The following is a 25,558-nucleotide window of genomic DNA, read 5'->3' as shown; positions in this document are numbered from 1 at the left end:
CTACCCACAAAGCCCCGCTGCAAGATAATTCCGCCTCGAATCTCGCCGGAGCGGGCTGGTCCTGCGGATGGCAGCGCTGCGACTGATGCATTTTGGCCTGAACGTACACGTAGCCGGTGACACCACAACCCCGCAAATCGTGCGGGCGATCTGCTCTAGGTGGCATCTGGCACAGGCACCACGTCCGGCGTCGGCAAGGCTGCTGAAACAGCCCCTCAGCGGGCGCCAAGGTGGCCGCTGAGACCACCAACCCCGGGTCCCGCCTCGCAGTCTTGGCAGATGCGGTGGTCGTGGCGCCTCCTGACAGATCCTGATTGCCCTCCTGAAAGCGGCCCATGCAAGGTGCCTTCATCCGGTCACGTCGGGGGCGCAATCCGCTCCGGGATCCGCAGGACCGGCGTCCAAACCGTATTGTCGGGCGGCCAGGGCTGGTCCTGTTCGGGGTAACCGGTGACCTCGCCCGCAAGAAGCTCATGCCGGCCGTGTACGACCTTGCGAACCGCGGCGTGTTCCGGCCGCCGAGCTTTGCCCTGGTTGGCATTGCCCGCCGGCAGTGGGAGAAGGAGGGCTTCGCCGCGCAAGGAGTCGGTCAAGGCCTGCGTGCGCACCCGTTCGATGAAACGGTCTGGAAGCAGCTCTCCGAGGCCATCCGGTTCGTGCACGGCGAGTTCGACGACGACGCGTTCTAGCGGTGGCGAGACGATCGATGAGCTCGACGAGCACCGTGGGACGCGGGGAAACCACGCGTTCGACTTTTCGATTCCGCCGAAGGCGTTCGAGCAGGTCTGCCGCCAGCTCTCCAAGCACGGTCTGGCCCAGGCCCCGGGCGACAACTGGCCGCATGGTGATTGAAAATCCGTTCGGGCACCACTTCGAATCGGCCTGGCAGCTGAACGACATCGTCGGGCCGGTGTTCCCGCCGGACGGGGCGGCTAGGCCCGGATCCGGTATCCCGTCGGCTTATCGAAGAGCCTTCGTGTGCTGTTTCCGGCGGCCGCAATCCAGAGGACGGAGTCGTCATCAGCTGCTTGTTCCACCACGCCGGTCATGATGTGCTCCCCCGAAAGCCACACCTCCACCGTGTGACCCGTCAGCCGGGCCCAGTCGCTTCGCGGCCCACGCCCGGCCGAGGTCTGGCTTGGGCTCATACCCACCATGATCCGCTTTACCAGCCGCGCTCGGCGAGGCGGTGCGGCCGCGGGATCTCGTCGACGTTGATCCCGACCATGGCCTCGCCCAGGCCGCGGGAGGCCTTGGCGATCTCGTCCCGGTCATCGAAGTACGCGGTTGCTCTGACGACGGCGGCGGCACGCTGGGCCGGGTTGCCGGACTTGAAGATGCCGGAGCCGACAAACACGCCGTCGGCGCCGAGCTGCATCATCATCGCGGCGTCGGCCGGGGTGGCGATGCCGCCGGCGGTGAACAGCACCACCGGGAGCTTGCCTATGGCGGCGACTTCCTTGACCAGTTCGTACGGGGCCTGCAGTTCCTTGGCCGCGACGTAGAGCTCGTCCTCGGGCAGGGCCGCGAGCTTGAGGATCTCGGCGCGGATCTGGCGCATGTGCGTGGTGGCGTTGGAGACATCGCCGGTGCCGGCCTCGCCCTTGGACCGGATCATCGCCGCGCCCTCGTTGATGCGGCGCAGGGCCTCACCGAGATTGGTCGCACCGCAGACGAACGGAACGGTGAACTTCCACTTGTCGATGTGGTTGGTGTAGTCGGCCGGGGTCAGGACCTCGGACTCGTCGATGTAGTCCACGCCGAGGGACTGCAGGACCTGCGCCTCGACGAAGTGGCCGATCCGGGCCTTGGCCATGACCGGCACGGACACGGCCGCGATGATCTTGTCGATCATGTCCGGATCGGACATGCGGGACACGCCGCCCTGGGCGCGGATATCGGCCGGAACGCGTTCCAGCGCCATCACGGCCACGGCACCGGCGTCTTCGGCGATGCGGGCCTGCTCGGCGTTGACGACGTCCATGATGACGCCGCCCTTGAGCATCTCCGCCATGCCGCGCTTCACGCGGTTGCTGCCCGTGACTGTGACGTGTTCGTACGGGAGTGGTCTATGGGACACTTTTTGCTCCAATGGGGCGCGCTGCCTGCGAAGTCAGGCGTTTTACTAATGGGATGAACCCTGGATTTCCGTTCGCACCTGGAGCCACGGGTACTTCACCGGGTCAGCACTCGATGACGTTGACCGCAAGCCCCCCGCGGGAGGTTTCTTTGTATTTGCTTTTCATGTCCGCACCGGTTTCCTTCATCGTCTTGATGGCTTTGTCGAGGGAGACCTTGTGCGAGCCGTCCCCGTGCAGGGACAGCCGCGCGGCGTTGATGGCTTTGACGCTGGCAATGGCATTGCGCTCGATGCAGGGAATCTGCACCAGGCCGCCCACCGGGTCGCAGGTCAGGCCGAGGTTGTGTTCTATCCCCACTTCGGCGGCGTTTTCCACCTGTTCAGGTGTCCCGCCGAGTACCTCGCACAGGCCAGCGGCTGCCATCGAGCAGGCAGAGCCCACCTCGCCCTGGCAGCCTACTTCGGCGCCGGAGATGGAGGCGTTGATCTTGAACAGGATCCCGACGGCGGCCGCGGTCAGCAGGAAGCGGACCACGCCGTCGTCGTCGGCTCCGGGCACAAACTTGACGTAGTAGTGCAGGACGGCGGGGACGATTCCCGCTGCGCCGTTGGTGGGGGCAGTGACGATGCGCCCGCCGGCGGCGTTTTCCTCGTTGACGGCCAAGGCAAAGAGGTTCACCCACTCCATCGCCCGCAGGGGGTCGGTGACGCCCGTGTCCGCGGTCAGGGTCTGGAATAACGACGGTGCGCGCCGCCTGACGTTCAGTCCGCCGGGAAGGATCCCTTCGGCGGCACAGCCATTGTCCACGCATTCGCGCATGACGGCCCAGAGCGCCAGCAGCTTTTCGCGGAGGTCCGCTTCGCTGCGCCAGGTGAGCTCGTTGGCCAGCATGACGTCGGAGATGCTCATTCCTTCGCGCCTGCAGATTTCCAGGAGCTCGTCCGCTGTTGTGAACGGGTGGGGCAGCACCGTGGTGTCGGCCACCACGCGGTCGTCGGCGTCGGCATCGCCGTCCACCACAAAGCCGCCGCCGATCGAATAGTAGCTCCGTTCGTTGAGTACGGCACCGGTGTGGTCCAGGGCCCGGAACGTCATTCCGTTGGGGTGGGCCGGCAGGGACTTGCGGCGGTGCAGAACCACATCCTCGTCCCAGTTGAAGTCCACCCGGTGGTGCCCGCCGATGAGGAGTTCGGCGTCGAGCGCGGCGGCCGCCACCTGGTCGTCGGCCGTGGAGGTGTCCACGGTTTCCGGGTCCAGGCCCTGCAGGCCCAGTACCACCGCCTTGTCCGAACCGTGGCCCCGGCCGGTGGCACCGAGCGAGCCGAACAGTTCGGCCTGCACCCTCGTCGTAGAGCTCAGGAGCCCGCCGCCCTTGAGCCCGTCGGCGAACAGTTTGGCCGCCCGCATCGGGCCGACCGTGTGGGAGGAAGACGGCCCGATGCCAACGGAGAAGAGGTCAAGGACGCTAAGGGCCATCAGGGCACCTCAGGGGAAGCGAACTCCCTCATTGCGTCCAGAAGCCACCGGCCCAGGAACTCGGCGAACGAGGCACGGGGGAAGAGCCGGAAGCTTTCGTCCCCGGTCTTCTGGAGGACCACCGGGATGTTGCCCACCTCGGTGTTTACGGCCGTTCCCGGAATGAAGCTGCGGGGGTGCAGGTCAAGGGCGCACCCCTTCTCCAGGACCGCGCGGGCGCGCGGGCCGGTGAGCTCGAACGTGGTGCGGTTGGCGGACAGGTCCACGACCTGGCCCGGCGCGTCACCCAGCGCCTCCACGAGGGAGCCGATGAGGTCTCCGCCCAGGGAATCGTGGGCATTTTCCGGTGCGACCACCAGGAATTCGGACGGCCCCAGCCAGAGGACACTGACGCCGTTGCCGCCGCCCACCTCGCCGCTGCGGGCCGGCAGGCTGCCGGCCACGGCGGCGATCCGTGAGCCTTCCTCGGAGCGGGGGTCCACGCGGACGCCCGCCATGGTCTGGAACGGGCCCTCGCTCAGGACCACTTTTCCTTGGATGGAGCCGGCTTCCACTGCGGCGGCCAGGTGGGAGGCGGGGCTGCGGCGAATTGCCCGGAGTCCATTGATGCCATTGAGTGCTGCTGTGTTAGCCATCTTTGCGGGTCCCTTCGGGGTCAAAAAGTACGGTTTCGGCAACGACAACATCAACCAGCTGGTCCCCGGCAGCGGCCACCAAAGTTTCGCCGATGCGGTTGCGGCCGTTCTTGATCAGGGCCAGGGCGAACGACCTGCCCAGCGCCGCGCTGTGGTAGCTCGAGGTCACGAAGCCCTGCATCGGGACGGGCCCGTCGGCGGGGTTCGTCGTGATTCCCTTTTCCACCAGCTGGGTGCCCTCGGGGAGCCGGATGCTGCCGTCCACGGGGAGGACACTTACCAGGTGCTTACGGTCCTCGCGCCGGGCGTCGGCCCGGGCATAGGAGCGCTTGCCGATGAAGTCCTTGGCCTTGGACACCACCCATTCCATGCCGGCGTCCTGCGGGGTGACAGTGCCGTCGGTGTCCTGGCCGACGATCGGGTAGCCCTTTTCGGCCCGGAGCACGTGCATGGTTTCGGTGCCGTAGGGGGTGATGTTGTATTCAGCCCCGGCGGCGGCCACGGCTTCCCAAGTGTTCAGCCCGTACCAGGACGGCACGTTGATTTCGTAGGCCAGTTCGCCGGAGAACGAGATCCGACAGATCCGCGCCTGCACGCCGGAGGCCAGGGTGGTTTCGCGGAACGTCATGAACGGGAAGGCTTCCGCGTCCAGCCCGCCGCCAGCGGCGAGTTCGGGTGCCACCTTGGCGATGACCGCACGGGATTTGGGCCCGACGACGGCGATGGTGGTCCACTGTTCGGTCACCGACGTGCAGTGCACGTCAAGTTCGGGCCATTCAGTCTGCAGCCATTCCTCCAGCCAGTCCAGGACCTTCGCGGCGCCGCCGGTGGTGGTGGTCATGAAGAACCGGTCCTCGTCGAGGCGGAGCGTGACGCCGTCGTCGAAGATCATGCCGTCCGCCATGCACATGACGCCGTAGCGGGCGGAACCCGGGGCGAGCTTCTTGAACGCGTTGGTGTAGATCCGGTTGAGGAATTCACCGGCGTCCTTGCCGCGGATTTCGATCTTGCCCAGGGTGGTGGCGTCCATGAAGCCCACGGATTCCCGGACGGCGGCGCACTCGCGGAGCACGGCGGTGTCCATGTCCTCGCCGTCCTGCGGGTAGTACCAGGGCCGCTTCCACTGGCCCACGTCTTCGAACAGCGCACCCTGTGCCACGTGCCACGGGTTGATCGAGGTGACGCGGGCGGGGTCGAAGAGTTCTCCGCGCTGGCGTCCGGCGAGTGCCGCGAACGCCACCGGGGTAAAGGGAGCCCGGTAGGTGGTGGTGCCGATGTCGCCGATCCCGCGGGACGCTTCCCCGGCTGTCCGGAGCGCGGCGGCGATGACGCCGATCGCGTTCACCCCGGAAGTCTTGCCCTGGTCGTTGGCGGTGCTGATCGAGGTGTAGCGCTTGACGTGCTCCACGGAGCGCATACCCGCCCCGGTGGACCGCAGCACGTCGGCCACGGACTGGTCCCGCTGGAAATCCACGAAGTGGTGGTGCCAGTCATCCGGTGTCCCGGCCTGGCCGGGGACCAGCCACAGCTGGCGGGTGGGCCCCGACGCCTTCGGTTCGCCAATGGCGGACGGCTGCGTAGCGGACTTGAAGCCGGCGGCGATGGATGCCGCGGCCCCGGCGGAGACGCCTTCGGCGAGGCAGTCGGCGAGTTCGAAGCTGCCGCGGCCGGAGCCGATGCTCTGCTGGTTGGGAACGACGGTGCTCGGCACAAACGCTGCCAGGTCCTCGTCCCAGCGAAGCTTTCCCTGGCGCTGGGAGTGCAGGTGCACCAGCGGGCTCCAGCCGCCGGAGACGGCCAGCAAGTCACAGGCGATCTCTTCGACGCCCGAGGTGAGCTCGCCGGCGTCGTTGATGCTGCGGACGGTGACGCTCTCAACCCGCCCGTCGGAGCTGCCGGAAGCCGTGTCGGCCACAGCGCTGCCGATCAGCACCCGGGTGCCGGCTTCGACAGCGGCGGCCGCCGCCTTGGTGAGCCGGGGGCGTGCGTCCACGACGGCTGCGACCTTGACGCCGGCGGCACGGAGGTCCGCGGCGAGGTCGTAAGCGCTGTCATTGGTGGTGCCGATGACCACGCGGCGCCCGGCGGCGACAGCGTAGCGGTTGAGGTAGCTGCGCACCGCGGAGGCGAGCATGATGCCGGGCCGGTCGTTGTTCTCGAAGACCAGCGGCCGTTCGTGGGCGCCGGGAGCCAGCACCACCTGCTTGGCACGCACGTGCCAGATCCGCTGCCGGGACACGCCGGGGGCGGCCGGGGTGGAGAGGTGGTCGGTGCGGTTCTGGACGGCGATAACGTAGTTGGAGTCGTAGGCGCCGAACGCGGTGGTGCGGTTCAGGACAGTGGATTCGGCGCCCGAGACGAGTTCCGCTTCGACGTCCGCCACCCATTCCAGGGCAGGCTTGCCCTCGATGGACCCAGCGAGTCCGGATGCACTGGGTCCGGACAGGAGCGATCCGCCCAGTTCGGGCTGGTCATCCATCAGGATCACGCGGGCGCCGGTGCGGACCGCTTCGCGCGCGGCGGCCAGGCCGGCGGGTCCACCGCCGATGACCAGGACGTCGGTGTGGACGTACTTCTTGTCGTATTCGGCGCGGTCCTCGTCCGGGTCCAGCTTTCCCAGTCCGTTGAGGTATTCGGCGCTGAGGCCGTCCACGAGGGTCACCGTGGTGGCGGGGAGCATGGACTCGGCCACGTGGCCCGGGAACCGGGCGGCGACCTTGACCAGCGCGTTGGATTCCTCCACGCCGGCGGACATGATGCCGCGGGGCCGGCCCTCGTAGAGCGAGTTGCCGGCGGTGATCCGGCCGTTGGCGAGCAGAGCCGAGGCGAGGGTGTCGCCGGGGTGTCCCGTGAATTCCTCGCCGTCCAGGGTGAAGCGCCAGGAGACGGTGCGGTCGATGCGTCCGCCGGCGTCGAGGCGGGCGTTCTGGGAAGTCACTTGATTGCTCCTTCCGGGGCGGTGGTGCTGGAGGCTGTGCTGGTTGCGGAGATGCTGGGTGCGGAGCTGCCAGTGGTGGTGCTGTCCGCGGCGAGGCTGGCAGTTCCGGCTTCGGCCGCCGGAGGAATGGCAGTTGCAGGCCGGGGCGCGCCCATCGGGTAGACGGCCTGGATGTCGTAGCTGACGGTGTCGCGGAGCATGTTGAACCATTGCCGGCACCCCGTGCTGTGCAGCCAGCGTTCGGCGAAGGCGCCCTTGGTGTTGTCGCGGTAGAACAGGTACTCGGCCCATTCGCGGTCCGTGAGCTCTGCCGGGTTTTCCGGGTAGGGCACGTGGGCCTGGCCGCCGTAGTGGAATTCGGTCTCGTCGCGGGGACCGCAGTTGGGGCAGGAAATCAGGAGCATGTCCAACCTCTTTCTAGTGGGCAACGGCGGCGGCGCCGTGTTCATCGATCAGGGCGCCTGTTTCGAAGCGCTCGAGGGCGAAGGGCTGGTTGAGTTTGTGCGGTGTTCCGGTGGCGATGGTGTGCGCGAACGTCAGTCCGGCCGCCGGTGTGCCCTTGAACCCGCCGGTTCCCCAGCCGCAGTTGACGAACATGTTCTCCACCGGGGTGGTGCCCACGATCGGGGAGGCATCCAGGGTGGTGTCCACAATCCCGCCCCACGTCCGGAGCACGTGGGCCCTGGCGAAGATCGGGAAGAGTTCGACGGCTGCGGCCATCTGGTGCTCGATTACGTGGAAGGATCCGCGCTGGCCGTAGCCGTTGTAGGAGTCCACGCCGGCGCCCATGACCAGTTCGCCCTTGTGCGCCTGGGAGACGTAGACGTGGACGTGGTTGGACATGACGACGGTGGGGTGGACGGGCTCGTGGAGCTCGGACACCAGTGCCTGGAGGGGGTGGGACTGGATGGGGAGCCGGAATCCGGCCATTTCCGCCAGCACCGAGCTGTGCCCGGCGGCGCAGAGGCCGACTTTTTCGGTGTTGATGGTGCCGCGGTTGGTCTTGACGCCCACCACCTTGTTGCCGTCCTTCACGAAGCCGGTGACTTCGCAGTTCTGGATGATGTCCACGCCGAGCTCATCGCACTTGCGGGCGAACGCCCAGGCGACGTGGTCGTGCTTGGCGATGCCGGCGCGCGGCTGGTAGGTGGCGCCCATGACCGGGTAGCGGATGTTGTCGTTGATGTTCAGGATGGGGCAGAGTTCCTTGACCTGCTGCGGGTCCAGCCACTCGGCATCCACGCCGTTGAGCTTGTTGGCGCCGACGCGGCGGATGCTCTCGCGCACGTCGCCCAGGGTGTGGGCCAGGTTCATGACCCCGCGCTGGCTGAACAGGAAGTCGTATTCGAGTTCCTCCGGCAGGATCTCCCACAGCTTCAAAGCGTGCTCGTAGATCGCCGCGCTCTCGTCCCAGAGGTAGTTGGAGCGGATGATGGTGGTGTTCCGGGCCATGTTGCCGCCGGCGAGCCAGCCTTTTTCCAGGATGGCGATATTGGTCATCCCGTGGTTCTTGGCCAGGTAGTACGCCGTGGCCAGTCCGTGTCCGCCGCCGCCGACAATCACGGCGTCGTAGGAGGACTTGGGATCCGGATTGCGCCAGAGGAAGTCCGGGTGCTCCGGCAGGTGTTCCGTGGTCATTACTGGCCTCCATCCTTGTCCGCGAGATTCGGGTAAAGGGGGAATTTCTCGGCGAGGTTTTCGACCCGCTGCCGAAGTTCGGCTGCCGTCTCCTCGCTGAACTCGCGTTTTAGGGCTGCGGCAATAATGTCGGCCACTTCGGTGAACTCGGCTTTGCCAAAGCCACGTGTGGCAAGGGCCGGGGTGCCGATCCGAAGACCGGAAGAGACCATGGGCGGGCGGGGGTCAAACGGGACAGCATTGCGGTTGACCGTGATGCCGATCCGGTGCAGGCGGTCTTCGCCCTGCTGGCCGTCGAGGTCCGAGTTTCGCAGGTCCACCAGGACCAGGTGCACATCGGTGCCGCCGCTGACTACAGTCGCGCCGGATGCGGCGACGTCTGCCGCCAGCAGGCGTTCGGCGATGATGCTGGCACCTTCCAGGGTGCGTCCCTGGCGTTCCCGGAATTCGGGCTCCGCCGCGAGTTTGAAAGCGACAGCCTTCGCCGCGATCACATGTTCCAGCGGTCCACCCTGCTGGCCGGGGAAAACCGCGGAGTTAATCTTCTTGGCGATGTCGCCGTCATTTGTCAGGATCACACCACCACGAGGGCCGCCAAGGGTCTTGTGCGTGGTGCTCGTTACGATGTGAGCGTGCGGCACCGGGTTCGGGTGCAGCCCGGCTGCCACCAGACCGGCGAAATGCGCCATGTCCACCATCAGGTACGCGCCGACCAGATCCGCGATCCGGCGGAATTCCGCGAAGTCCAGCTGCCGGGAGTAGGCGGACCAGCCGGCCACGATCAGGCGCGGCTTGTTCTCGACGGCGAGGCGCTCCACCTCGGCCATGTCGATCTGCATGGTGTCTTCGCGAACGCCGTACGGGATTACCTTGTAGAGCTTGCCGGAGAAGTTGATGCGCATACCGTGGGTTAGATGGCCGCCGTGCGCGAGATTCAGCCCCAGGATGGTGTCACCGGGCTGGATGAGGGCGAACATCGCCGCTGCATTGGCCTGAGCGCCGGAGTGGGGCTGGACATTAGCGAATTCGGAACCGAAGAGTGATTTGAGGCGGTCGATTGCCAACTGCTCTACGACGTCGACGTGCTCGCAGCCGCCGTAATAGCGCTTGCCCGGGTAGCCCTCGGCGTACTTGTTGGTCAGCACAGAACCCTGCGCTTCCATGACGGCAGTCGGCGCAAAGTTTTCGGAGGCGATCATCTCCAGGGTCCCCTGCTGGCGCAGCAGTTCCTGCTGTATAGCGGCGTGGACCAGCGGATCCGTCTCTGCGAGCGAGCGGGTCAGAACGTCGACCATCATTTCTCCTAAGTCAGCTATCTAATATCCTGTTGATATATTAGTTTCGTGGTTCAAGTATGCTATCCGCTCCGGTGGGTGTCAACAGATTTTCCGACCGGTTTTGGCCGGCTGAGCCAAGGGCCGCAATCGGGCCAAGGGGCCTTAAGCGCCTGAAGCGCAGCCCCTCGGGCTGCGCTTCAGCTCCAGGCCGCTGGAGATCTGGCCTAGACGGCGAAAAGAGCTTCGCGTACAGCGTGCTCGAAGCCGCTGACGTGGATGCGCGCGAGCTCCGCCGCCTGGGTCTCATCCCCGTCGATAACCGCACGGAGCAGGTCCACGTGCTCATGCACGTGGCGCGAAAGGTCGGGAAGGCGATCCAGGACCATGCACCAGATTCGTATCGCGAGGTTGTCGTAGCGAATCAGAACGTCCTCGAGGTGGGGATTGCCGGCGGCGGCGTAAATGCCCCGGTGCACCCGAGCATCCAGCCGCAGGGTTTCGACCACGGATGCCGTACTGGTGTCGAAAGACTCGACAGCGCGCATAACATCCCGCAATCGCTCCCTCGTCGACTCCGTCGCCACCCGCGCAGCCCGGGAGGCGGCAAGGGGTTCGAGCTGGGTGCGTATTTCGGAGATGAACGCAAGGTCGGTGACCTCCACTCGCGTCGCGAAAGTTCCCCTTCGCGGATAGGAAACTACCAGGCGATCGAGCTCCAGCCGCTTCAAGGCCTCACGTACCGGAGTCCGCCCGACGCCGAGGTCCTTGGCGAGGTCGTCGTCATTGACGAGATCGCCGGGCCTGATGTCAAGCATCAGCAGCCTGTCCCGGATGCGCTCGTAGGCTACGTCAGCCAACGACCTCTTTGCCGCATCGTCGGCGGTTGCCAGAACTTCAAAAGCCATAACGTGGTCCCCTTTTCATTCAAGCCAAGAAGGCTATTGACCCCACCCATTGACCAGTATACGCTGAATGCCACGCTAATATATCAGTAGTGAATCTTGAAATATATCTAAGGAGGAGACATGACCCTAGTGGCGGCAGACTCATCTACCAGCACGCTGACTCAGTCAGAGGAACGTGTGGAAGACCAAACGCAGAAATTCGTGCTCACACTGTCGTGCGGCGAACGCGCGGGCATCGTCCAGGCGGTCACCACCTTTCTCTTTGAGCGTGGCTTCAACATCGACGAACACCAGCAGTTCGACGACGGCCTCCGCCAGACGCTGCATCTGCGGACCGCCTTCTCCGGCTCGGCGGACCACACCCCGGAGAGGCTCCAGGAAGAATTCCGTTTGATCGCTGACCGGTTCGACATGAAATTCAGCTTCCATGACCAGACCAAGCAACGCATCCTTGTGATGGTGTCCAAGTTCGGCCACTGCCTTAACGACCTGCTCTTCCGCTGGCGGGGCGGAAGCCTCGGTGGCGACATCGCCCTTATCGTTTCCAACCATGAAACCCACAGGGCCATGGCCGAGGCCGCGGGCCTCCCCTTCATCTACCTCCCGGTGACCCCTGAGACAAAGTCAGATGCCGAGCGTCGCCTCCTGGAACTGGTGGATGAGCATGACATCGACCTCGTCGTGCTCGCCCGGTACATGCAGGTGCTGTCCGACGACCTCTGCCGTTCCTTGGAAGGCCGGGCTATCAACATCCACCACTCCTTCCTCCCCGGGTTCAAGGGTGCACGCCCTTACCACCAGGCCTACGACCGTGGAGTCAAGCTGGTGGGCGCCACGGCCCACTACGTAACCGCGGAACTGGATGAGGGGCCAATCATCGAACAGGAAGTCATCAGGGTCGACCACAGCTACGGACCGACCGCCCTTTCAACAGTCGGACGGGACGCCGAGGCATTGGCTCTGTCCCGCGCCGTGCGGTGGCACTGCGAACACCGTGTGCTGCTGGACCAAACCAGCACTGTCGTGTTCCGCTAAACACGACCACCAAACCAGCACCGTCGTGTTCCGCTAAGCACGACCACCAAACCAGCAACGAAGACACACGAAACTCAGCAGGAGAAACCACATGGCATCGACGCCAAGCATCGTCATTATTGGAGCTGGAATCGTCGGCACGAACCTGGCCGACGAACTGGTCACCCGGGGTTGGAACAACATCACCGTCCTGGACCAGGGACCGCTGAACATGCCCGGGGGCTCCACGTCCCACGCCCCCGGTCTCGTCTTCCAGACCAACCCCTCAAAATCCATGGCGCTCTTCGCCAAGTACACGGTGGAGAAGCTTCTGTCCTTATCCGAGGACGGCGTCAACTGCTTCAACCAGGTCGGCGGGCTCGAGGTCGCCACCACCGAGACCCGTCTCGCGGACCTGAAGCGGAAGCTCGGATACGCCGCATCGTATGGAATTAGCGGCAAGATCCTTTCGCGTGAAGAGTGCGTGGAACTCTACCCGCTCCTGAACGAGGAAGACATCCTGGGAGGGCTCCATGTCCCCAGCGACGGCCTCGCCAACGCCGCCCGCGCCGTTCAGCTGCTGATCAAGCGTACAGAAGCCGCGGGCGTCAAGTACCGGGGCAACACCACGGTCACGGGTATTGAACAGTCCGGCCGGCGCGTCACGGGCGTCCAGACGACCGAAGGTGTTGTCCCCGCGGACATCGTGGTTTCCTGCGCAGGCTTCTGGGGGGCCAAGATCGGCGAAATGATCGGCATGTCCGTCCCCCTTCTGCCCTTGGCCCACCAGTACGTCAAGACCACGCCGGTGCCGGCATTGAAGGGCAAGAACGACCTGCCCAACGGCGCCTCCTTGCCCATCCTGCGGCACCAGGACCAGGACCTTTACTACCGCGAGCACGGCGAACGCTACGGAATCGGCTCCTACGCCCACCGCCCCATGCCCGTGGACCTTGCGGACCTGGCCACCTACGAGCCGGCCGCGATCAGCGAACACAACATGCCCTCCCGGCTCGATTTCACCCTGGAAGACTTCGTCCCGGCATGGGAAGCCACCAAGCGCATGCTGCCCGCGCTGCGGGAAAGCGACATCGAGGACGGCTTCAACGGCATCTTCTCCTTCACCCCCGACGGCGGATCCCTGGTGGGCGAGTCCAAGGAGTTGGACGGCTTCTTCGTCGCCGAAGCCGTCTGGGTGACCCACTCGGCCGGTATCGCCCGCGCCGTTGCCGAACTGCTGACCACCGGCAGGTCGGAGATCGATCTGGGTGATTGCGATATTCACCGCTTTGAAGAGGTCCAGCTGACCCCGGAATACGTCAGCGAAACGTCACAGCAGAATTTCGTTGAAATCTACGACGTCCTCCACCCGCTCCAGTCCAAGCTCTCCCCCCGCAACCTCCGAGTCAGCCCCTTTTACGCCCGCCACAAGGCCTTGGGAGGATTCTTCCTCGAGGGCGGCGGATGGGAACGCCCCTACTGGTTCGAAGCCAACGCGGAACTGCTGAAGGAGATGCCGGCTGAGTGGCAGCCCCCGGCCCGTGATGCCTGGTCGGGGATGTTCAGCTCGCCCATTGCCGCCGCGGAAGCTTGGAAGACCCGCACGGCAGTGGCCATGTACGACATGACTCCGCTCAAGCGCCTCGAGGTCTCCGGCCCGGGAGCATTGAAGCTGCTGCAGGAACTCACCACCGCGGACATGGCAAAGAAGCCCGGCGCAGTCACATACACCCTCCTGTTGGACCACGCAGGCGGCATCCGAAGCGACATCACCGTTGCCCGCCTGAGCGAAGACACCTTCCAGCTCGGAGCCAACGGAAACATCGATACTGCTTACTTTGAGCGGGCGGCACGCCACCAGACAGAAAGCGGAACCGCCAGCGACTGGGTGCAGGTGCGCGACACGACAGGCGGCACCTGCTGCATCGGCCTGTGGGGCCCCCTGGCACGGGACCTCATCAGCACCGTGAGCAGCGACGATTTCTCCAACGATGGCCTCCGTTACTTCCGTGCCAAAAAGGTGGTCATCGGCGGCGTCACCGTCACCGCGATGCGCCTGTCCTACGTCGGCGAGCTTGGCTGGGAGCTCTACACCAGTGCGGACAATGGACAGCGCCTCTGGGATGCCCTGTGGAAGGCCGGACAGCCTCACGGCGTTATCGCCGCAGGCCGGGCCGCCTTTAGTTCGCTGCGTCTCGAAAAGGGCTACCGCTCGTGGGGCACTGACATGACCACCGAGCACGACCCCCTGGAAGCCGGCCTCGGGTTCGCCGTCAAGATGACCAAGGAAAACTTCGTCGGAAAGGCTGCTTTGGAAGGCCGCACCGAGGAAAGCTCCGCCCGCCGCCTGCGCTGCCTGACGGTCGACGACGGCCGCAGCATCGTGCTGGGCAAGGAACCGGTGTTCTACAAAGACCAGGCGGTCGGCTATGTCACCAGTGCCGCCTACGGCTACACCGTCGCCAAACCGATCGCCTACGCGTACCTCCCGGCCGCTGTCTCCGTTGGTGACTCAGTCGAGATCGAGTACTTCGGACGGCGCATCCAGGCCACAGTCACCGCAGATCCGCTTTACGACCCCACGATGACCAGGCTCCGCGGCTAACCACGCGCCGGACCATTAAAGAGCACGCGGCCCGGACTCATGGCCTCGAACCAGAGTCCGGGCCGCCGCTCTTCCCTGGCTCGTCCCCTACCCCGCCCAGTCGACTCGAGCTTCAGCCCAGGAAGACACATGATCAGTTCAGAAACAATCACCGAATACCTCGCCCGCCTTGCCTCACGCGAACCCACCCCAGGCGGCGGCGCAGCCGCGGCCCTCCACGCCGCTCAGGGGGCAGCGCTCGTCGCCATGGTTGCCAGATACACCACCGGTGCGAAATACGAGCAGCACGCCGAACTCGTTCAAAGGGTCATCAGTGCCGCCGACGGACTGGTAGTCGAGGCCCTGCGCCTGGCCGATGCCGACCAAGAAGCTTTCCAAGGCGTCATCGATTCGTACAAACTTCCGTCCGGAACGGAAGATCTCAGGGCCGCACGAACGGCAGCCATCCAGGAAGCCCTCATCCTGGCCGCGCAACCCCCCGCACAGCTCATCAAGCTCGCCGGCGCCGTCGTGGATCTTGCCACGGAACTTTTCGAGGTCGCGAACGCCAATGTGATCAGCGACATCGCTGCTGCCGCCGACGCAGCCCGCGCAGCCGCCACGACCGCCCGGGTGAACATCGACATTAACGTGGTGGCCGTCAAAGACGCCGCGGCCCGTTCACGGCTGGCTGACCAGACCGACGGCGTTGAGGAAAAGGTCATCCTGGCAGCGGACTCCCTCGTAGGGCGCGTGCGCGGAAGGATCCTCGGTTGAGCACCTTACTCCTCTCCGGAAAGACACTGGCAAAGACCATTCAGCAGAAAGCCCATGACGAGGCCCGGGGCCTCGAGGCTGACGGGCTGCACCCAATGCTCGCAGTGGTGGTGGCCACCGACGACGGCTCCACGCATTGGTATGTCCGGTCCATCGAACGGGCCGCAGAAAGGGCCGGGATCAGTTGCCGGATTGTGGACCTTGGCCACGATGCCACCGGGGAGGTCTTGGCCGCTGCACTGAAGGACCTCAGCACAGATGCTTCAGTGAACGGCATCATCCTCCAGACGCCTCTGCCTCCCGGCGTCCAGACGGATGAGCTGGTCGGGCACATTGCCCCGGAGAAGGACATCGATGGCGCGAACCCGTTGAGTCTTGGCCGACTGGCCGTCGGCCAGTCCGCATTCGCACCCGCCACGGCCCGGGCCGTAATCGAGATCCTTGACCACTTTGACATCCCACTTGCTGGCCGGAACGTCGTCGTCATTGGCCGTTCCGCCGTCGTGGGAAAGCCACTGTCCCTGCTGTTGCTGGAACGCGACGCCGCCATTACGGTCTGCCACTCCAGGTCAGGTCCGCTGGAGAAATACACCAAGACCGCCGACGTCGTGGTCGTCGCTGCCGGGCGGACCGGCCTGCTAAACGGCGACCACGTTTCTTCCGCTGCCGTAGTGATCGACGTCGGCACCAACGTCCTTCCCGACGGCTCCCTCGTGGGGGATGTCGACGAAGCCAGCGTGCGCGGCGTTGCCGCGGCACTGACACCTGTCCCCGGCGGCGTCGGCTCCGTCACCACATCCCTGCTTCTCCTGCACACAACCGAGGCCGCGCGGAAACAGTCGCGTACCTTGGTCCCTGGAACTGCCGGATGATCCACGGCAGGCCCACCTGCCAGCACCGGGAATCCGTTGTCGTGGCCGTCGAAGGCCTGGATACCCCTGATGGGCTAGCCTTCGTTTCCGCGCTCGAACGGGTACTGAGTTCCTTCTGCACGGTGCGAACTCAAACCGACCGGGATGTGCGGCACGCCCCCGGCGAATGCCCCGAAGTTGTCCTCGTAACCAGCCGGGGCGGCCCCGGAACTGCCTGCTCCGCATAGTCGCCGGGCCGAATAACGGCAGGGCCGGGGTGCCTGCTGAAATCACAGTCTTGGACCCCTCGCATCCTGAAGCACCCGTTCACGCTGCCGAGGCCCTGGCGCAGCTTCCCGCTCTGGCCGCAGTTCGCGGTCTCCGGACGCTGCCCGCCACCCCTGCCCTCCACTGTGTGCCGCTTGCGGCGTACCCGGATCCGGAAGCAGCCTTCCACGAGCTCTACGGGCTGTCCAGCCACCGCGTCTGGCTGGACAGCTCGAACGCGGCCATGGACCCCGTGGCCGGACGCAACCGCTACAGCATCATGGCTGACGATTCCGGCAGCCGCGGCATGAGGGCACAGCACCTGAACGGCGTGACCATCATGGAATCAAAGCTGGTGGTAGCGAGGTTTCGGGGTCCCTTCTTCAGTTGGCTGGACAGGAATTGGGACAGCAGCCAGGCACCGGTTCCCACTCTTCCCACGGGCCTGGGGTTCGCCCTCGGCTGGCTGGGCTACCTGGGTTACGAGCTCAAACGCGAGTGTGGCGGCAACGCGGTGGAATCACCCCTGCCAGATGCCTCACTGATCCGTTGCAGCCGGGCCGTGGTGTTCGACCATGAGGCACGTTGCCTGTACCTTCTTGCCGAAGCCGGCGCAGAAGGCCAGCAATGGTGCAGGAACGTCGTCCGACGCATCCGGCGCCTGCCTCCTGTGCCAGGGCGCCTCAACAGCCGGTTGCCGGCCGTACAGTTCAGCGCAGCGGACTCCGGCCAGTCCTACCTCCAAAAAATCGCCGCATCCCAGAACGAAATCATGCAGGGAAACTCCTACGAGGTTTGCCTCACGACCCAAATCTTCACCAACCTCCACGAGAGCATGGATCCGTGGGACTTATACCGCAGACTCCGCCGGGCCAGCCCGGCGCCGTTCGCAAGCCTCGTCCAGCTTGGTGCAGTAACCATCGCGAGTTCCTCCCCGGAGCGCTTCCTCAGTATCACCGCGGGCGGTCACATCCGTGCCGAACCCATCAAGGGGACCCGACGGCGGGACGCGTCACCTCGGGCAGACAGGGCGCTGAAGCATGACCTGATGACCTCGGCAAAGGACAGGGCGGAAAACATCATGATCGTGGATCTGATGCGAAACGACCTGTCCCGCCATGCCGAACCGGGAACAGTTTCCGTGACACGGCTCTGCGACGTGGAGACCTACATGACGGTGCACCAGCTGGTCAGCACCATAGAGGCCACAATTGCCCCTGACCGGTCCAGGACGGCTGTTGTTGCGGCTGCCTACCCTCCCGGCTCCATGACCGGGGCACCCAAGATCAGCAGCATGGACATCCTCGACGAATTGGAATCCCAACCGCGCGGACCCTATTCAGGTGTGGTCGGCTATTTTTCCCCCAACGGCGCCGCGGACCTTTCGGTCACCATTCGCAGCGCCGTCGTACACACCCCTCCTGCGGAACGGCAGCGGCTGTCCGTGGGTATCGGTGGGGCCATCACAGCCGACTCCGACCCCGACGACGAGCTCGCAGAGACCCACACTAAAGCCAAGGCCATCCTTGGCGTTCTAGGCGCGTCTTTTCCTGGTTGAGCTCATGCCGTGCAGCTCCAGGCCAGAGGGTTTACAGGACAGCCCTGATCAGGTTCTCGAAGTCGGCGACGTGCTGGGTGGTCAGCCGTGCAGCTGCATCGGAGTCCCCATCCGCGATGCATTCGAGAAGCTCAATATGCTGGGCAATATGCTCCGACACTGGCGGAAGCTTTTCCAGCACAAGGCTCCAAATCCGGGTTGCCAGGTTGTCGTATCGAATCAGGACTTCTTCAAGGTGCCGACTTCCAGTGGCCCGGTAGATCATCCGGTGGACCCGCATGTCCAGACGCATGAGTTCCCGTTGCGAGTGCATCACCGGCAGAAGCTGCCCGACTTCCCGGGCAAAGTCCCGAAGCTCCTGCCGAAGCTGCGGTGACGCCATCCGCGCAGCGCGCGCTGCTGCTGCAGGCTCCAGAAGTTGGCGTATCTCGGAAATTTCAGCCAGATCAGTGATGTCCACGCCAGCGGCGAATGTTCCCCGCCGGGGATAGGCCACCACCAAATGGTCGCTCTCGAGCCGCTTCATAGCTTCCCGGATCGGCGTTCTGCCAACACCGAGGCGCCGTGAAATGACTTCATCGTTGAGGGGTTCACCAGGTTTGATGTCCAGAACGATCAATTCGTCGCACAAGACCCTATAGGCGAAGTCGGCGAAGGACTCGTCCTCCTGCCTCCCCGGCAGGTACGATCCCCCCGCCTCCACCGATAATTCACCGCCACTTGCCATTTCCAAGCCCCCTCCCGCCGTACGACTGAGCCTTGACGTGAAGGCTCCACGTACATAGTATTCCTAGAACTGATATATCACTATATGGGCATAGGAATGTCAATCTTTCCACGGATTCCGAAATGGATGCTGCCCTCCCCACGGGCATTGCATGGGTACGCCAAAGAACGGAGCGCAATGAGCAAGCACGCTGCTGCAAGGGTGCGGCTGGAAGTTGTGCCGTCTGCCGATCTGCTCACCCAACTCCCCCTGGCCTTCGACACTCCGGGTTCCGTCAGTGTGACCTGCCTTCCGCATCACGGTCCCGCAAGGACCGTAGAAGCATCCGCAAATCTCGCGGGACTGGGCTACCACGCAGTTCCCCACCTCGCCGCCCGGAGCATTACCAGCCAGGCCGAGCTGCATGCCCTGCTGCGGCAACTGCAGGGCGCGGGAGTCTCCGAGCTGTTTCTCGTTGCCGGTGACCGGCGCACGCCTGCTGGTCCCTACTCATGGAGCGGACAACTCCTGGAGGCAATCAGGGCGTACTCACCTGAGCTCTCCTTGGGCATTGCCGGATACCCCGAAGGCCACCCGGAGCTGAGCCAGGAGCAGCTGATGAGCAGCCTCCAGGCCAAGGCACCAATGGCCTCCTCACTGGTTACTCAGATGTGCTTTTCAGCGCAGGCAATCAGCCGATACCTCCGGACGATCCGCGAAGGGGACATCAACCTTCCTGTGTGGGTTGGCGTCCCGGGTCCGGTCTCCATCAAGAAGCTGGTGTCGATGGGAGCCCGCCTCGGCGTAGGCCGCTCGCTAAAGCTTGCCCGGGGAACAGGAATGGCGGGGGCCCTATGGGGAGGCGGTGACTTTAACTACGACAGTGCCCAGCTGATCCGCCAAGTTCACCACGAGCTGGGCGGGGATCCGCTCTTTGCCGGGTTCCACGTTTACACCTTCAACGACCTGGTGCGCCTTCCGCGCCTCTTGGCCAGCCTGCCGACGCAGCAGCAGCAGAGCAATTTGCCCCAGAGTGTCGCCGCCCACCCCCTGTTTCCTGCCAAGATCTGAAGGGAAGATCACATGGCTTCAAAAGCCCCCCTACATAACATCGACGAGTCAAAGCTGACGGTCACCAAACCCAAGACCAAGGCCGTCGGAATCCCCGCGGTGGTGAACTCGCTGAAGATCTCCCTCGAGCAGATGGGTCCGCTGCGCAGTGTCCAAACGCTGCTGGCAGTCAACCAGCTTGACGGGTTCGACTGCATGGGCTGCGCATGGCCCGAACACGAAAAGCGCAACGCAGCCGAGTTCTGCGAAAATGGCGCGAAGGCAGTGGCCGAGGAGGGCACCCGCCGCCGCCTCACCCCCGAGTTCTTCGCCAAACACTCCATCGAGGACCTGAAAACGCGGGACGACTACTGGCTGGGTCAGCAGGGCCGGCTGACCCACCCGATGCTTTTGGCCGAGGGAGCCACACACTACACACCCATCGAATGGGACGCAGCCTATGAGCTGATCGCCCAGGAGATGAAAGAGATGGACCATCCCGACCAAGCAGTTTTTTACACTTCCGGGCGGACCTCGAATGAAGCCGCCTTCCTCTACCAGCTCCTCGTGCGGGGACTGGGCACGAACAATCTCCCCGATTGCTCCAACATGTGCCACGAGTCCACGGGTTCAGCCCTCGTTGAAACCATCGGCATCGGCAAGGGCTCGGTCAGCCTCGTCGACCTGGAGACAGCCTCGCTGATCTTCGTTGCCGGGCAGAATCCAGGTACTAACCACCCGCGCATGCTCAGCGCCCTGGAAAAAGCGAAGAAGAACGGCGCCGTCATCGTCTCCGTCAACCCACTTCCCGAGGCCGGGCTCCTCCGGTTCGAGAATCCACAGACGATCTCCGGAACGCTCGTGGGCACGCAGCTGACTGACGACTTCCTGCAGATCCGGGCCGGCGGGGATCAGGCCCTCTTCCAGGGGCTTGGCAAATACCTCCTCGAGGCGGAGGCGCAGGGGAGGAAAACCCCGGGACTGACTACGGTCCTGGACCACGAATTCATAAATGACCACACCGTGGGCATCAACGAATACCTGCGGCACCTCGAAAAGGTCCAGTGGAGTGAAATAGTCGAAGCCACGGGCCTGAGCTTGGAGCAGATCAAGACCACGGGCGAACGCCTGCTGGCCTCCAATGCCACCATCGTCTGCTGGGCCATGGGCCTAACCCAGCACAAACACTCGGTTCCCACGCTCCGGGACGTCGTCAACGTGCTGCTTCTCCAAGGCAACATCGGCAAGCCCGGAGCAGGAGTATGCCCCGTCCGCGGCCACTCGAACGTCCAGGGCGACCGCACCATGGGCATCTTCGAAAAAATGCCAGAGGCGTTCCACGACAGGCTGGACCAGGAGTTCAAGTTCCTTTCCCCTCGCAAGCACGGCTACGACACCGTTGCGGCGATTCGTGCCATGCGGGACGGCAAAGTCCGCGTCTTCATTGGAATGGGTGGAAACTTCGTCCGGGCTGCCCCGGATTCCGAGGTCACGGAGCGGGCATTGGCCAACACAGACCTGACAGTACAGATCTCCACGAAGCTGAACCATTCCCACGTGTCCACGGGTCGACGCGCGCTGATCCTCCCGACGCTGGGTCGGACCGAAAAGGACGCGCAGCGCACCGGCGACCAGAGAGTGACGGTGGAAGACTCCATGAGCGCCGTCCATGCGTCCCGCGGACGCATTAGGCCGGCAAGCGAGCACCTCCACTCGGAAGTGGCCATAGTGTGCAACCTCGCCCAAAAGCTCTTCACCGACAGTGACAACCTCCCACTGCCCAACACGCCTAAAGCCGCCTGGCTCTCGATGAAAGACGACTACTCCCTGATCCGGAAACACATCGAGGCGGTCATCGACGGCTTCGAAAATTTCGAGGAGCGGATCCAGCACCCTGGCGGCTTTGTCCTCCCCCACCCTCCGCGGGACGCCAGACAGTTCGCGACCGCGTCGGGCAAGGCCCACTTCACCGGCAATGAGCTGGAATTCATCACAATCCCCGAGGGGCGGCTGGTCCTTCAAACACTTCGCTCCCACGACCAGTACAACACCACCATCTATGGCAAGGATGACCGTTACCGCGGCATCCACGGTGGCCGTCGGGTGGTTCTTGTCAACGAGGCTGACATCGCTGAGCTCGGCTTTAAGGACGGTGACATGGTTCATCTGATTTCCGAGTTCCGCGGGACAGAGCGGCGGGCGGACAACTTCCGGATCGTTTCGTACTCGACACCGAAGGGCTGTGCGGCAGCCTACTACCCGGAGACCAACGTGCTCGTGCCGCTCGATTCGGTAGCCGACACCAGCGGTACGCCGACATCCAAGTCCGTCATCGTGCGGCTGGAACGGGCCGAAGCGTGAGCGCCGACATGACGACGGCAACAGCGTCCACACGTGTGGACGGGCCGCGGGTTGAACAGGCCGTCCGCGAATATCTACTTGCGATCGGAGAGGACCCGGACAGGCCAGGGCTCGTGGATACGCCCGCGCGGGTAGCCCGCGCGGCTGCGGAGATATTTGGCGGGCTTCATGAGGACCCCCTTGCCGTGCTGGATAAGACCTTTGACCTTGGGCACGGAGAAATGGTCATCGTCAAAGACATCCCCTTCTACTCCACCTGCGAGCACCACCTGGTGCCGTTCCACGGCGTAGCCCACGTTGGCTACATCCCATCGGCTGAGGGTCTCGTCACGGGACTGAGCAAGCTGGCCCGGCTGGTCGATGTCTTTGCACGCAGGCCACAGGTCCAGGAACGGCTGACAACCCAGGTCGTTGATGCGCTCGTCAGTTCGCTGCGGCCCCTGGGGGCCATTGTGGTAGTGGAGTGCGAGCACCTCTGCATGTCGATGCGCGGTGTCCGCAAGCCCGGGGCCAAGACCATCACTTCGGCCGTCCGCGGGGAGCTCCGTCTACCGGCGGCCCGGGCTGAGGCGCTGAGCCTGATACATGGGCGCTAAGAAATCTCCGGACACACGATGTACCGCACACCCCAGCGCATCAGACAGTCAGAAAGGCCCGCGATGCCAACTCATGAAATCGCCACAGACGGTCGCGCTTCCGCGTCGCCTCCTACCCGCCAGCATGCCGGAAGGCCAGCCCCAACCTGGTCCGAAGCCCGCCAGATTGCCTTTGCTTGCGCATCAGCACTCCCGCCCGTGAGCGTCCCGCTCTCTTCAGCACCAGGCCGAACACTGACCCGCGACGTCATCGCGCGGCAGAACATTCCCCACTACGCTTCCTCGGCAATGGACGGTTGGGCCGTCAATGGCACCGGTCCCTGGAGTCTTTCCCAACAGGGACGCGCATTGTCACCCGACGAAGCCAGCACCATTGCCACCGGTGGACTGGTACCGCCGGGCGCCGACTCAATACTCCGCACAGAAAGTGGCCAGCTCACCCGCAACGCGGAAGGCGAGCTAGTGCTGACGCTCAACCACCACGCGAAGCACGGTGAGCCACTGCTCGGTCAGCACATCCGCCATGCGGGCGAAGAGGCCACGGCGGGTGAGGTGTTGATCCCAGCGGGTACATTACTGAACCCCGCCCACATTGCCCTCGCTGCCGTGGCCGGCCACGACGAACTGCAGGTCCACGGAAGACCGAAGGTAGCGATCGTTCTGACTGGTTCTGAGGTCGTCACCTCCGGCGTTCCGGCCCCGGGACAGGTCAGGGACACGTTCGGTCCGCAACTTGAGTCGGTCATTTCCCTCCTTGGAGCCACGCCCGGCAGCCCCTTCCGCATTGGCGACTCCTACCACGACTGGCTCTCGGCCCTCGGAGATTCTGGATCCCTGACCGGGCAGCGACCGGATGTAACCATAACCACCGGGGGAACCGGCCGTTCCGGCACAGACCATTTCCGCGCCGCCGTAGCCGCACTGGGCGGCCGGCTGTTGCTGGACGGCGTCGCCATGCGCCCTGGCCACCCCGCTGTCTTGGCCGAACTCCCCGACGGTCGGTTCCTCCTCGGCCTTCCCGGAAACCCCCTCGCTGCAATGGTGGCGCTAACCACACTCGCAGAGCCGCTTCTGGCAGCGCTCGGAAACAAGTCCATGAGGGCAGTTGGACATGTGATTTCGGGCGCTGACGTTGATCCCTACCCGGGGCGTACGCGCCTCATCCCCTGCACGTTTAGCCACGGTCTGGCATTTCCTGTCTCACATACAGGACCGGGCATGATGCGTGGTCTTGCCTGGGCGGACGGCGTCATGGCCGTTCCCCCCGAGGGCGTCCTGTCCGGTGAACCCATTCCGGTGCTCCCGCTGCCCTGGACACAGTCGAACGAGAACATCGCTTCCATAAAGTCTCGAGTACGGAGCATCGCATGGCACGAATGACTCAGCGTAGGAAGATTCATCGCTTTCGTATCGACGGTTCACGCACCGAACACCCAATACGGTTCAAGGAAGACGTACTGGCCGCCGAGGAGCCACTGGAAATCCGCATCGGCGGCAAGTCCTTCGCTGTCACCATGAGGACCCCAGGGGACGATTTTGACTTGGTAGCGGGGTTCCTTGTTTCCGAAGGCATCATCAGAAGTCAGTCCGAGCTCGTCTCGCTTCGCTTCTGTGCCGGGGACACCGGAGGCACACAGACGTTCAACGTGATCGAGGCACAATTGCGGTCGGATGTGGTCATGCCGGACACCATGCGCCACGTTTACACCTCAAGCTCCTGCGGCATCTGCGGAACTGACTCGATCGAGGCCGTTCGCAAGACACTCCATTTCGACCCTTCCCAGGACGAGCTGCAGATTCCCTTGGATGTACTCGCCGAACTGCCGGAGCGGCTTCGCGGGGCCCAAGCTCTGTTCGAGAAGACCGGAGGTGTTCATGCAGCGGGCCTGTTTAGGGTGGATGGCCCGAGCCCGGAAATGCTTTGTCTTCGTGAGGACGTAGGCCGCCACAATGCTGTCGATAAGGTGGTGGGCTGGGCTCTGCGCCAAGACCTGTTGCCGCTGACCGGCACCGTACTCCAAGTCTCCGGACGGGCTTCTTTCGAGCTTGTCCAGAAGGCAGCGCTGGCCGGCATTCCCGCCCTGGCAGCGGTGAGCGCACCTTCAAGTCTTGCCGTTGACCTGGCTGCTGAGACCGGAGTGACGTTGGTCGGGTTCAGCCGGGGACACAGCCTGAATGTCTACGCCGGACGCGAGCGGTTGGCCCCTCCGCGCAAGTCGAGCCGTGAGGAGAACTATGCCCGGCTTTGATGTTGTCCTCGCCGGGCTTAGCGCAGACCCCATCTCTGTTGACCGCGCGATATCAGCCGTCGAGGGCAACGAGGCCGGTGCCGTGGTCAGCTTTAGCGGAGTAGTCCGCAACCATGATGACGGGAAAGCCGTAGACAGGCTCAGCTACTCTGCACACCCCACAGCACAGCAAGTCCTGAACGATGTAATGGCAGGGCTTGCCGCAGAGCATGGAATGTGGACCGAACACCCCATCCGTATCTGGGTAGCCCATCGCATTGGCGTGCTCCGCGTCGGTGATTCCGCACTCGTCTGTGCCGTCTCGGCAGCCCACCGAGGCCAGGCATTCGAAGTTTGTTCAGACCTCGTGGACCGCATCAAGGCCCGTGTGCCCATCTGGAAAGAACAATTTTTCAGTGACGGCACTGTGGAATGGGTGGGGACCGCCAGCAATCCAACGAATGCTTTCCAATCGTCCGACTCAAGAAATCGAAAATAGGAGAACAATGACTGCCATTTCAACGACACAGTCCGGCGCCCCCGTCACTTCCGACGCCCATTCCAAGTCCGTCGGTGCCGACGGCGCGATCATCCTGACCGATCACTACCTGGTCGA

At 64.2% G+C, this 25,558-nt stretch carries 21 protein-coding genes and 2 pseudogenes; 13 read left to right on the top strand and 10 right to left on the bottom strand.

The window, feature by feature from the left end:
- Positions 1–46: 46 nt before the first annotated feature.
- Together ACFVTM_RS17865 and ACFVTM_RS17860 are read left to right on the top strand one after the other, a co-directional pair.
- Positions 47–299 (top strand): annotated as a pseudogene (locus ACFVTM_RS17865) (6-phospho-3-hexuloisomerase); the annotation flags it as partial.
- 36 nt (positions 300–335) lie between these two features.
- Positions 336–937: pseudogene (locus ACFVTM_RS17860) on the top strand (glucose-6-phosphate dehydrogenase); the annotation flags it as partial.
- Here the strand turns inward: ACFVTM_RS17860 and ACFVTM_RS17855 are convergent.
- The 9 genes from ACFVTM_RS17855 to ACFVTM_RS17815 form a co-directional block, all read right to left on the bottom strand.
- On the bottom strand, positions 933–1,148 hold the full coding sequence (locus ACFVTM_RS17855; protein WP_390205126.1) for a hypothetical protein: 216 nt from the start codon (positions 1,146–1,148) through the stop codon (positions 933–935). The pseudogene ACFVTM_RS17860 and the gene ACFVTM_RS17855 sit on opposite strands and share 5 nt — an antisense overlap.
- A gap of 17 nt (positions 1,149–1,165) precedes the next feature.
- Positions 1,166–2,080: a pyridoxal 5'-phosphate synthase lyase subunit PdxS gene (gene pdxS / locus ACFVTM_RS17850; RefSeq protein ID WP_390205124.1), complete on the bottom strand. Its 915-nt coding sequence runs from the start codon at positions 2,078–2,080 to the stop codon at positions 1,166–1,168.
- Between the two features lie 103 nt (positions 2,081–2,183).
- Positions 2,184–3,557 (bottom strand): L-serine ammonia-lyase, encoded by a 1,374-nt coding sequence (locus ACFVTM_RS17845; protein ID WP_390205123.1) that lies wholly within the window; start codon positions 3,555–3,557, stop codon positions 2,184–2,186.
- Entirely contained in the window at positions 3,557–4,192 is a 636-nt protein-coding gene (locus ACFVTM_RS17840; protein ID WP_390205121.1) for a sarcosine oxidase subunit gamma, read from the bottom strand. The genes ACFVTM_RS17845 and ACFVTM_RS17840 overlap by 1 nt, the downstream gene beginning before the upstream one ends.
- Positions 4,185–7,130, bottom strand: coding sequence for a sarcosine oxidase subunit alpha family protein (locus ACFVTM_RS17835; protein WP_390205119.1), 2,946 nt, complete (start codon positions 7,128–7,130; stop codon positions 4,185–4,187). The genes ACFVTM_RS17840 and ACFVTM_RS17835 overlap by 8 nt, the downstream gene beginning before the upstream one ends.
- Positions 7,127–7,534: a sarcosine oxidase subunit delta gene (locus tag ACFVTM_RS17830; RefSeq protein WP_390205117.1), complete on the bottom strand. Its 408-nt coding sequence runs from the start codon at positions 7,532–7,534 to the stop codon at positions 7,127–7,129. Before ACFVTM_RS17830 ends, ACFVTM_RS17835 begins: the two co-directional genes overlap by 4 nt.
- Before the next feature lie 13 nt (positions 7,535–7,547).
- The gene (locus ACFVTM_RS17825; RefSeq protein ID WP_390205115.1) at positions 7,548–8,768 is read right to left on the bottom strand and encodes a sarcosine oxidase subunit beta family protein; all 1,221 of its coding nucleotides are present in this window, start codon (positions 8,766–8,768) and stop codon (positions 7,548–7,550) included.
- On the bottom strand, positions 8,768–10,063 hold the full coding sequence (gene glyA / locus ACFVTM_RS17820; protein ID WP_390205340.1) for a serine hydroxymethyltransferase: 1,296 nt from the start codon (positions 10,061–10,063) through the stop codon (positions 8,768–8,770). The genes ACFVTM_RS17825 and glyA overlap by 1 nt, the downstream gene beginning before the upstream one ends.
- 206 nt (positions 10,064–10,269) lie before the next feature.
- Positions 10,270–10,950, bottom strand: a complete 681-nt coding sequence (locus ACFVTM_RS17815; RefSeq protein ID WP_390205113.1) for a GntR family transcriptional regulator — start codon at positions 10,948–10,950, stop codon at positions 10,270–10,272.
- 120 nt (positions 10,951–11,070) lie between these two features.
- On the opposite strand from ACFVTM_RS17815, the gene purU reads away from it, so the two are divergent.
- The 5 genes from purU (at position 11,071) to pabB (ending at position 18,001) form a co-directional block, all read left to right on the top strand.
- A complete protein-coding gene (gene purU / locus ACFVTM_RS17810; RefSeq protein WP_390205111.1) occupies positions 11,071–11,985 on the top strand; it encodes a formyltetrahydrofolate deformylase in 915 nt (304 codons plus the stop codon).
- A 91-nt stretch (positions 11,986–12,076) separates the two neighbouring features.
- On the top strand, positions 12,077–14,569 hold the full coding sequence (locus ACFVTM_RS17805; RefSeq protein ID WP_390205109.1) for an FAD-dependent oxidoreductase: 2,493 nt from the start codon (positions 12,077–12,079) through the stop codon (positions 14,567–14,569).
- Between the two features lie 129 nt (positions 14,570–14,698).
- Positions 14,699–15,325 carry a cyclodeaminase/cyclohydrolase family protein gene (locus tag ACFVTM_RS17800; protein ID WP_390205108.1) on the top strand — a complete coding sequence of 209 codons (627 nt, stop codon included), beginning with the start codon at positions 14,699–14,701 and terminating at the stop codon, positions 15,323–15,325.
- Entirely contained in the window at positions 15,322–16,197 is an 876-nt protein-coding gene (locus ACFVTM_RS17795; RefSeq protein WP_390205107.1) for a bifunctional 5,10-methylenetetrahydrofolate dehydrogenase/5,10-methenyltetrahydrofolate cyclohydrolase, read from the top strand. Before ACFVTM_RS17800 ends, ACFVTM_RS17795 begins: the two co-directional genes overlap by 4 nt.
- Positions 16,198–16,453: 256 nt before the next feature.
- Positions 16,454–18,001 (top strand): aminodeoxychorismate synthase component I, encoded by a 1,548-nt coding sequence (gene pabB, locus ACFVTM_RS17790; protein WP_390205106.1) that lies wholly within the window; start codon positions 16,454–16,456, stop codon positions 17,999–18,001.
- 31 nt (positions 18,002–18,032) lie between these two features.
- Here pabB and ACFVTM_RS17785 read toward each other — a convergent pair whose 3' ends face one another.
- Positions 18,033–18,728: a GntR family transcriptional regulator gene (locus ACFVTM_RS17785; protein WP_390205338.1), complete on the bottom strand. Its 696-nt coding sequence runs from the start codon at positions 18,726–18,728 to the stop codon at positions 18,033–18,035.
- 177 nt (positions 18,729–18,905) lie between these two features.
- Between ACFVTM_RS17785 and ACFVTM_RS17780 the strand changes: the two genes are divergently transcribed.
- The 6 genes from ACFVTM_RS17780 (at position 18,906) to ACFVTM_RS17755 (ending at position 25,441) form a co-directional block, all read left to right on the top strand.
- A complete protein-coding gene (locus ACFVTM_RS17780; protein ID WP_390205104.1) occupies positions 18,906–19,778 on the top strand; it encodes a methylenetetrahydrofolate reductase in 873 nt (290 codons plus the stop codon).
- 12 nt (positions 19,779–19,790) lie between these two features.
- Complete coding sequence (locus tag ACFVTM_RS17775) at positions 19,791–22,118, top strand: FdhF/YdeP family oxidoreductase (RefSeq protein WP_390205102.1); 2,328 nt, start codon at positions 19,791–19,793, stop codon at positions 22,116–22,118.
- Positions 22,119–22,126: 8 nt separating this feature from the next.
- A complete protein-coding gene (gene folE / locus ACFVTM_RS17770; RefSeq protein ID WP_390205337.1) occupies positions 22,127–22,714 on the top strand; it encodes a GTP cyclohydrolase I FolE in 588 nt (195 codons plus the stop codon).
- Positions 22,715–22,777: 63 nt separating this feature from the next.
- Positions 22,778–24,094, top strand: a complete 1,317-nt coding sequence (locus ACFVTM_RS17765) for a molybdopterin molybdotransferase MoeA (RefSeq protein ID WP_390205100.1) — start codon at positions 22,778–22,780, stop codon at positions 24,092–24,094.
- Complete coding sequence (gene fdhD, locus ACFVTM_RS17760) at positions 24,082–24,963, top strand: formate dehydrogenase accessory sulfurtransferase FdhD (protein ID WP_390205099.1); 882 nt, start codon at positions 24,082–24,084, stop codon at positions 24,961–24,963. Before ACFVTM_RS17765 ends, fdhD begins: the two co-directional genes overlap by 13 nt.
- A complete protein-coding gene (locus ACFVTM_RS17755; protein WP_390205098.1) occupies positions 24,950–25,441 on the top strand; it encodes a molybdenum cofactor biosynthesis protein MoaE in 492 nt (163 codons plus the stop codon). Before fdhD ends, ACFVTM_RS17755 begins: the two co-directional genes overlap by 14 nt.
- Positions 25,442–25,558 lie beyond the last annotated feature (117 nt).

Source organism: Arthrobacter sp. NPDC058130 (genome assembly GCF_042884475.1).
Classification (GTDB): domain Bacteria; phylum Actinomycetota; class Actinomycetes; order Actinomycetales; family Micrococcaceae; genus Arthrobacter.
This window is presented reverse-complemented; position numbering and strand designations above follow the sequence as displayed.